Source organism: Butyrivibrio sp., from assembly GCF_024699075.1.
In genome coordinates this window covers 1-8,417 of the sequence record NZ_JAILQF010000145.1, presented here as the reverse complement: position 1 = coordinate 8,417, position 8,417 = coordinate 1, and the positions used below count along the sequence as shown (strand labels likewise).

Annotated in this window: 8 protein-coding genes; 1 reads left to right on the top strand and 7 read right to left on the bottom strand. The window is 39.3% G+C overall.

The features are described from left to right. From K6G87_RS05705 to K6G87_RS05685, 5 genes are all read right to left on the bottom strand, one after another. Positions 1 to 767: PEP/pyruvate-binding domain-containing protein (locus K6G87_RS05705; RefSeq protein ID WP_296834851.1), on the bottom strand; the 767-nt coding region annotated here is incomplete at its 3' end. Positions 768 to 930: 163 nt separating this feature from the next. Next, entirely contained in the window at positions 931 to 1,905 is a 975-nt protein-coding gene (locus K6G87_RS05700) for a glycerophosphodiester phosphodiesterase family protein (protein ID WP_296834850.1), read from the bottom strand. Positions 1,906 to 2,106: 201 nt separating this feature from the next. Further along, entirely contained in the window at positions 2,107 to 3,411 is a 1,305-nt protein-coding gene (locus tag K6G87_RS05695) for an MFS transporter (RefSeq protein ID WP_296834849.1), read from the bottom strand. 357 nt (positions 3,412 to 3,768) lie between these two features. Continuing rightward, entirely contained in the window at positions 3,769 to 5,409 is a 1,641-nt protein-coding gene (locus K6G87_RS05690) for an ABC-F family ATP-binding cassette domain-containing protein (protein ID WP_296834847.1), read from the bottom strand. Between the two features lie 142 nt (positions 5,410 to 5,551). Next, on the bottom strand, positions 5,552 to 6,400 hold the full coding sequence (locus tag K6G87_RS05685) for a PHP domain-containing protein (RefSeq protein WP_296834845.1): 849 nt from the start codon (positions 6,398 to 6,400) through the stop codon (positions 5,552 to 5,554). A gap of 274 nt (positions 6,401 to 6,674) precedes the next feature. On the opposite strand from K6G87_RS05685, the gene K6G87_RS05680 reads away from it, so the two are divergent. Then, entirely contained in the window at positions 6,675 to 7,487 is an 813-nt protein-coding gene (locus K6G87_RS05680; protein WP_296834843.1) for a Cof-type HAD-IIB family hydrolase, read from the top strand. Between the two features lie 91 nt (positions 7,488 to 7,578). On the opposite strand, the gene K6G87_RS05675 is transcribed toward K6G87_RS05680, so the two are convergent. Together K6G87_RS05675 and K6G87_RS05670 are read right to left on the bottom strand one after the other, a co-directional pair. Then, entirely contained in the window at positions 7,579 to 7,833 is a 255-nt protein-coding gene (locus tag K6G87_RS05675) for a glyoxalase (RefSeq protein ID WP_296834841.1), read from the bottom strand. Between the two features lie 151 nt (positions 7,834 to 7,984). Further along, positions 7,985 to 8,417 (bottom strand): Maf family protein (locus tag K6G87_RS05670; RefSeq protein ID WP_296834840.1); only part of this gene is annotated, 433 nt, incomplete at its 5' end.

Here is an 8,417-nt window from a genome sequence, read left to right as displayed (position 1 = left end):
GTACCGGACTGGTTGTTAAGGTTACCGAATACCATAGGCATTACGTTAACAGCTGTTCCCCATGAATAAGGGATATCGTTATCACGACGATATACGTTAGCACGAGGGTTATCCCATGAACGGAATACAGCCTCGATAGCAAGTTTTAACTGCTCAACAGGATCTGAAGGGAAATCAGAACCAAGCTGATTCTTATACTCAGCCTTGAACTGCTCAGCAAGCTCTTTAAGGTCAGCAGCTGTAAGGTCTACGTCATACTTAACGCCCTTAGCTTCTTTCATCTTGTCGATGAGCTGCTCAAAATACTTCTTACCAACTTCCATAACAACGTCTGAGAACATCTGAATGAAACGTCTGTAAGAGTCATATACGAAACGCTCGAATGCAGGATCAGGATTGCCCTTGATCATAGCTGCAACAACTTCATCATTAAGACCGAGGTTGAGGATTGTATCCATCATACCAGGCATAGATGCACGAGCACCTGAACGAACAGAAACAAGAAGAGGATTCTCAAGATCTCCGAACTTCTTACCGTTCTCTTTCTCCATCCAAGCAACACCTTCCATTGCCTGTGCCATGATTTCGTCGTTGATCTTACGACCGTCCTCATAATACTGAGTACAAGCCTCAGTTGTGATTGTGAAACCCTGTGGAACCGGAAGTCCGATCTCAGTCATTTCAGCAAGGTTAGCGCCCTTTCCACCAAGGAGATTGCGCATGGTCATGTTACCTTCTTTGAAGGTGTAAACCCACTTATTAGCCATTTTCTTCCCTTTCTTCGCAGATTCTTCCAAAATCTGCAATTTCCCTATACATTTTTTTATAATCATCTGCACAATTTAAGACCCTGTCCAGAAACGAACTCGATTTCTCAGGTATCTCATTTAGTTCCTGAACAGAACCTTAATCATACAGATATTATCAAGATTAATTCAGCTGCGTATATTCACGCGTACCCTCTTCCATGAACTGATCAGCCTTTTCTTTCATATTCTCGGCCTTCTCTTTCATATCAGGTATAAAGCTGTCAAAAATAAATATATCAAACTTGCCTCTGGCCTTGTCCAAAGCATCCTGATCCTTGATGGTCCAGGCTGCTGCTGTATTACGATACAGCTTACGAACGATACGCCTTGACATGTTTCTTTCATGTTTGTAATTATATGCTACAAAATCCGGTCGTGTTAAAAAATTAAGAAGCAGATTTGAAGGTATCTTCCATATCTTTGAATGGAATTCATCCTTTTCATCTTTGAGGAACTCCTCTGCAAGCTGTCCTCTCATAACACTTGGGTGATGCTTCTTGTACCATATAAGTCCAAGAGGATTGAAGGATTCTATGCAGTAATCACCTTTATAATTTCTTAAAAGGCCATCTGCAACAGGACAGACTCCTGTATCAAAAGCTTCAATCTTTAGTTCTATAATAAGCGGAACTTTTCCATCGACCATCTTAAGAAAATCCTCAAACTTAGGAATCTTCTCTTCGGAATCAAGAAGGTGAAAATGCTGTAATTCCTCATAAGAATAGTCGCCGACTTTACCTCTTACTCCAAGGCTGCCATCAAGATTACGAACAGGATAATGTGATTCAAAGCCCTTATCGTATCTTGCAACCCTTGCAAGTGTAAAATCATGGAAAATCACCGGTATACCATCTCTTGTGAGCTGAACGTCACACTCGATACCATATCCGGCTTCTACGGCCTTTCTGAATGCGGCCATTGAGTTCTCAGGTGCACTGGAACTATTGTCATGAAGTCCTCGATGTGCATATAACTTGCCAACGAAAGGCTTTTTTGAAGGTCTCTTGATTATTCTTGGCATTACAGCCGCCAGATACAGTCCCCCAATTGTAGCCGGTATAGATGCTAATGTCAGCAGTATTTTCTTAGAACTCATTACTTATTTACCAACCTCTTCAGAATTTGTGAAAAAACTCACAAACGCCACTTGCTTATTTTAATACATGGGCGTTTTTATGGCAAGAGTTTGTTTCAAAAACAGACCAATATTGATATTAAAATTCAATAATTTTTTACTACTGAATCTCATTTATCAATTACATTATCGTTAAATCATCAAAAATGTATTATTAAAGGCCTATTTTTCAGAATCTCCGTGTCTTACCATAAGCATTGTAGCAAATGCAAGTGTCGAAAATATGAACGCATAAGGAAAAAGTGTCCTGTACGATACATGTTCAAGTAAAAGGCCTGATGCTATAGGTGTGAACACCTGTGCAGCCATACTAAAAGTATAATAATATCCTGTATATTTACCTATGTCAGCTGCATCAGACATCTGAACAACCATAGGATAAGAATTAACATTGATCGCTGCCCAGCCAAAGCCTATTATAGCAAACATTACGGCTATAGCATTTGAATACCCTGTAGCAAAGACTCCGCAAAAATAGCATATGCTCATAAGGGCAACGCCCACAAGAATTGTCTTCTTACGTCCTATCTTAGCTGATATCCATCCTATAGGAAGATAAGATACTACTGCTGCCACTGTTGCGATCATAAGGCAGTTAGCATAAGCTCCGTTTTTAAGTCCCCAAACCTCTTCCACATATCTGGAAAAAGCTGTTGTTACAGCATTATAAGCCGCATACCACAAAAGAACAGATACAAGTAGGAACATAAGGCTTCGCTTTACCAAAGGGTCCATAGTAGATCTTACCTTATCTGTACCTTCTTTAGCTGCTTTTTGAGCCTTCATGGATGCTTCATCATCTGCATCGTTCATGGAAAGACCTGCAGCTTCTACTTCTTTGGTTACCTTGTCTCGTATTTTATTTTCATTAATTGTAATAAAAAGAATTACGACGCTTACGACCATTGCTATGCTTATTGCAAGTGCAAGTGGTGTATAGTTGGTCTTTGTCTGATCCTCGGCATCCTTTAAAAGGAGTGATATCATTGCAAGTGTGTATATAGCACCAACAGTACCCATGAGATTGATGATAGCGTTAGCACGTGAGCGAAGCGGAGGCGGTGTCAGATCAGGCATCATTGCAACAGCCGGCGATCTGTATATTCCCATTGATACAAGTAACAGCAGAAGAACTACGATAAAAAGAGGCAGTCTTCCCGGAACATTGGCAACATTTATAAGAATCTGGAAAAGTATGGTAGCAAGAAATGTACCTGCAAGTATAAATGGCATTCTTTTTCCAAATCTGGTATTAACCCGGTCTGAAAAAGTTCCAAACAGAGGAAGAAGGAATAGTGCAAATACGTTATCAAGTGCCATGATAAAGCCTGTAACGCCTTCTCCTAGTCCAAATGTATATTTTAGAATTCTTGGAATTTCATTGTCGTAGAACTGCCAGAAAGTGCAGATTGACATAAAGGCAAATCCGATCAGGATTGTTCTCCCATAGTTTAGCTTAAGTTTCATAAAACTCTCCCCCTTGTGATTAATTTATGTTTTTAAGCTCAATAGGCTCTATTGCTACATTCTTGAATCTGTGATCCAAAAATGAATATTAAAGGGCCAAAGGCGTCTTGCCTTATAGATGACAGGCTAGATTCCGCGCCTTATGTGGATAACAGACCCGCTCTTAATTATACAATCTGCTCGTTATGTAATCAATAAAATAAGAAAACAAAACGGGACTTTGGCAAATATTATCTTCATGTGACAATATTCGCCAAAGTCCCGGCATTTACATCAAAAGCTCAATATACTTCTGTTCTAAAACATCCAGATCATCACTTTTCCTAGGAAAAACAATAACCTATGAAATTAAAGTTATCAGTCGTCCTGTTCGTCTTCTTCAGTTGTCTGGTAAACAGTTCTCTTACGTGCCATCTCATCGCTTTCAAGATATTCATCGTAAGTTGTACGCTTATCAATAAGTGATCCATCAGGAAGGAATTCCATGATCCTGTTAGCTGTAGTCTGAACAACCTGGTGGTCACGGCAAGCAAAGAGTTCAACGCCCTTGAACTTTATCATACCTTCGTTGAGAGCTGTGATGGATTCCATATCAAGGTGGTTAGTAGGCTCATCAAAAAGAAGTACATTAGCACCTGATATCATCATCTTGGAAAGAAGGCATCTAACCTTCTCACCACCTGATAATATCTTAACCTTCTTGACACCATCTTCACCTGCAAAGAGCATACGTCCAAGATAACCTCTTACATATGTAGCATCCTTGATCTCAGAATACTGTGTAAGCCAGTCTGCGATTGTATAGTCGTTATCGAATTCCTTGGTATTATCCTTAGGGAAATAAGCCTGAGATGTTGTTACACCCCACTTATATGTACCTTCATCAGGTTCGATCTCGCCCATAAGGATCTGGAAAAGAGTTGTCTTTGCAAGTTCTGTTCCGCCTACAAATGCAACCTTATCATCATGCTGTATTACGAATGAAACGTCATCAATAACTTTTACACCGTTTACAGTCTTTGAAAGATGCTCTACTGTAAGAACCTCGTTACCGATCTCGCGGTTAGGTCTGAAATCGATATAAGGATATTTACGGCTTGAAGGTCTGATATCATCAAGTTCGATCTTTTCAAGGGCTCTCTTTCTGGAAGTAGCCTGTTTACTCTTAGAAGCGTTAGCTGAGAATCTTGCTATGAATTCTTTGAGCTCTTTGATCTGCTCTTCCTTCTTCTTATTAGCTTCCTTCATCTGACGGATCATGAGCTGTGATGACTCATACCAGAAGTCATAGTTACCGGCATAGAGCTGGATCTTACCATAATCGATATCTGCTATATATGTGCAGACCTTATTAAGGAAGTAACGGTCATGAGATACGACAATGACTGTATTCTCAAAGTTTATAAGGAACTCTTCAAGCCAGGCAATAGCATCAAGGTCAAGATGGTTAGTAGGCTCATCGAGAAGGAGGATATCAGGGTTACCAAAAAGAGCTCTTGCAAGAAGAACTTTAACCTTCTGTGCACCATTAAGTTCCTTCATAAGCTTGGTATGAAGCTCAGTTTCGATTCCAAGTCCGTTAAGAAGTGACTCAGCGTTAGCTTCTGCTTCCCATCCGTCCATCTCAGCAAATTCAGCTTCAAGCTCAGATGCTTTGATACCATCTTCATCTGTAAAGTCTTCCTTGGCATAGATAGCATCTTTTTCCTGCATAACTTCAAGAAGACGTGAATTACCACCTATTACTGTATTAAGAACTTCGTTGTCATCATATTTGAACTGGTCCTGTTCCAGGAATGAAAGACGCTGTCCTGGTGTCATTGATATATCACCATTAGTTGTCTCGATCTTGCCTGAAAGGATCTTAAGGAAAGTAGACTTTCCGGCACCGTTTGCTCCGATAATACCGTAGCAGTTGCCTTCTGTAAACTTGATGTTTACATCTTCGAAAAGAGCCTTTTTGCCGACTCTAAGTGTTACTCCATTAGCCTGAATCATAATTTACCTCATTAAATATGCTTTAAGAATTGCAAGGTGACAAGTTCCCCTTTGCAGTCCTATATTAAAAAATTTAGAAATGCACCACTGCGTATTGTACACAAAAAACTACTCTGTGTAAAGTAAAATTGCTTGACAGTCTTTATTTATTAAGAGCTTCTTTGATCTTATCAAGTGCGCTTTCAGGTATAAAAAGCTTGCCATAACCTACTCCAAGGTCGATTCCCGGCTTATTATCTCCATGGAAATCAGAACCGCCGCTTATAAGAAGATCATAATCTTCTGCTATCTTCCTTATCTGGCGCTCATCAGAAGCTGTATAAGTTGTATAGATAGCTTCAATGCCCATAAGTCCGACTTCTTTTAATTCTCCAACAAGCTTTCTTAATCTGTCATCTGACATTCCATAGAGTATAGGATGAGCAAGGATAGGTGCTCCACCTGCATCAAGTATCATTTTAACTGCCATTACAGGAGTTATCTTCTCTCTTGGTACAAAACACTCACAGTTATCACCAATATATCTGTCAAAGGCTTCCTGTCTTGACTTTATATAGCCCTTATCAAGCATATAAGCTGCATAGTGAGCTCTTGTTATGACTGAATCAGGAAAAGCTGCCTGAAGCTCGTCAAAATCCATTGGAACTCCGTGCTCTGTAAGGAGTCTGCACATCTTTCTGTTACGCATAACTCTTGAATCAACAAATTCCTGAAGCCTTTTTTGTATCTCGGGATCATCATAATGCATGTAAAGACCCACAATATGAATATCTTTGCCTTCATAGTCTGTACTAAACTCAATTCCCGGAATAACTTCAAGATCATCATATTTCTGTCCCTGAGCCATTGCCTCTGCAAGACCTTTGGTAGTATCGTGATCAGTAAGTGCTATCGCTGCAAGGTTCTTTTGGTGTGCATAATCTATAAGCTGGGCTGGTGTATATGTTCCATCTGATGCTGTTGAATGTGTATGTAAATCTACTGCTCTCATATTTATACCTCTTTCTATTGTTATTTCTTTAGATTGTTATTTCTTTGTATTGTTATTTCTTTAGATTGTTATTTCTTTAGATTGCTATTTCTTTAGATTGCTATTTCTTTAGATTTTTCTCTTATTTAAGTTATAAGCTCAAACATCGCACTTTATAAACAGTTTTGATCTTACTTAGAAAAAACGCCTACTTAGTATAACATAATATGCTGCGTGCGATAAGCTTACTCATGTTTTGTTGACTTAAAGGCAAAACGAGTGCATTATTGTAAACATGAATAATAATATATTTTTCTTCGACCTTGATGGTACATTATTAAATAGCGAAAAAAAGATTACGCCAAAGACTATGGCTTCTTTAGAGCGCTTTACATCTGCCGGCGGACACTTTGCGATCAGCACAGGGCGCGCCATTGATTCAGCCATGGACGTTCAGAAAAGCCTGGGGCTAAACTTCCCCGGTTCGTTCCTTGTAGGTTACAATGGTGGTCAGATCTATGATTGTGATAACAAGAAGCTTATATACCGCTCACAGATTCCATTTGATCTTGTAAGTAAATGCTTCGAGCTTGCTAAAACCCACGATATTCATATTCATACCTACAATGATGATAATATTATTTCTCCTGATAATGGGGAATGTATGGATTATTACAGACGTGTCATAAAGACACCTTTGATAGTCACGGATGATATTATCTCAAAGCTTACCTTCGGCCCTTCCAAATGTATAGCTATTGAGCTTCATGACCACGAGAAAATGGAGAACTTCAGAAAAGAAGTTGAAAAGCTTGCACCTGATATGCTTTCAATAATGTATTCAAATCCCTTCTATCTTGAAATTTTCCCAAGTGAAGCCGGAAAAGGATCTGCAGTAGTCCGTCTTTGTGACTATCTTAATATACCTATTGAAAACTCTTTTGCAGCAGGTGATGAGCAAAATGATATAAGCATGATAAAAGCTGCAGGGACAGGAATAGCCATGCTTAATGCAACTGATCTTGTAAAAGAAAATGCAGATGTTATAACAGATACAGACAACGATCACGACGGACTTGCTCCTTTTATTGAAAAGGCAGCGCTGTAAATTCGTATTTCGTTCTGTAAAGAAGTATTGAAACCGCAGTATGCAAATTTACATACTGCGGTATTTAATTTTGTGACAGGGTGAAAGCACCTTATCCCTCAACAATAAGAAAACGTCCGTCTCCAATATCGAAAACCTCAGAGGCATCCATAATGCTGTCCGCATCAAAATCAACTCCCGCTTCATCGAAGTATTCAATTACTTCATCAACGGAACCAACTACTACTGCGCAGCAGTCTTCAAGAAATGCTTCAGCCTCTTCTCTGGAAGATGCTACATCTTCAGGAAAGAGCTGGCCCTGGTTCTCAATAAAATAATCCAGTACGTCATCATCAAATTCATGCATAGTCTACTCCTTTCGGGCACCCAATCATCCATGATTATGCACATAATTACAAACAGCTATATTTTGTAACAGTACATGCCTTAAAGTAATTACAGGGATGTAACTTCGACATGTTTAGAAGTACATGGATATACTTCTATGTCGTGACATATCACTGTACCAATTTGTAATACACAAGTGCCTGATAAAGTCTGGCGATCGGAAGTCCGACTACATTATTGTAATCTCCGTGTATACCTTTTACATACACGCCGAACATACCTTGTATTCCATACGCTCCGGCTTTATCATACGGTTCATCGGTAGAGATATAATTCTCAATCTCTTCCTTAGTCATATCATATACAAAAACCTGAGTTTCTTCAGCAAAGACAAGTGAACGAACCTGGCCGTTTTGTTTCCACAAAACAGTAACTCCTGTGATAACCTTATGCTCATCACCCTGGATACCGGTTATCATCTTTCTGGCTGCTTCTTTATCTTTTGGTTTACCAAGTATCTTCTGCTTATATGATACAACGGTATCTGCGCCGATTACAACAGGACTTTGAATTTCAGCGCTCGAAAAATCTCCAAAGTTATCG

What these genes read in the sequence shown, in the direction of transcription:
- K6G87_RS05690 (WP_296834847.1), bottom strand. Translation starts at nt 5,409, where the DNA reads ATGATTCAGGCTAATGGAGTAACACTTAGAGTCGGCAAAAAGGCTCTT.
- K6G87_RS05700 (WP_296834850.1), bottom strand. Translation starts at nt 1,905, where the DNA reads ATGAGTTCTAAGAAAATACTGCTGACATTAGCATCTATACCGGCTACA.
- K6G87_RS05695 (WP_296834849.1), bottom strand. Translation starts at nt 3,411, where the DNA reads ATGAAACTTAAGCTAAACTATGGGAGAACAATCCTGATCGGATTTGCC.
- K6G87_RS05675 (WP_296834841.1), bottom strand. Translation starts at nt 7,833, where the DNA reads ATGCATGAATTTGATGATGACGTACTGGATTATTTTATTGAGAACCAG.
- K6G87_RS05680 (WP_296834843.1), top strand. Translation starts at nt 6,675, where the DNA reads ATGAATAATAATATATTTTTCTTCGACCTTGATGGTACATTATTAAAT.
- K6G87_RS05685 (WP_296834845.1), bottom strand. Translation starts at nt 6,400, where the DNA reads ATGAGAGCAGTAGATTTACATACACATTCAACAGCATCAGATGGAACA.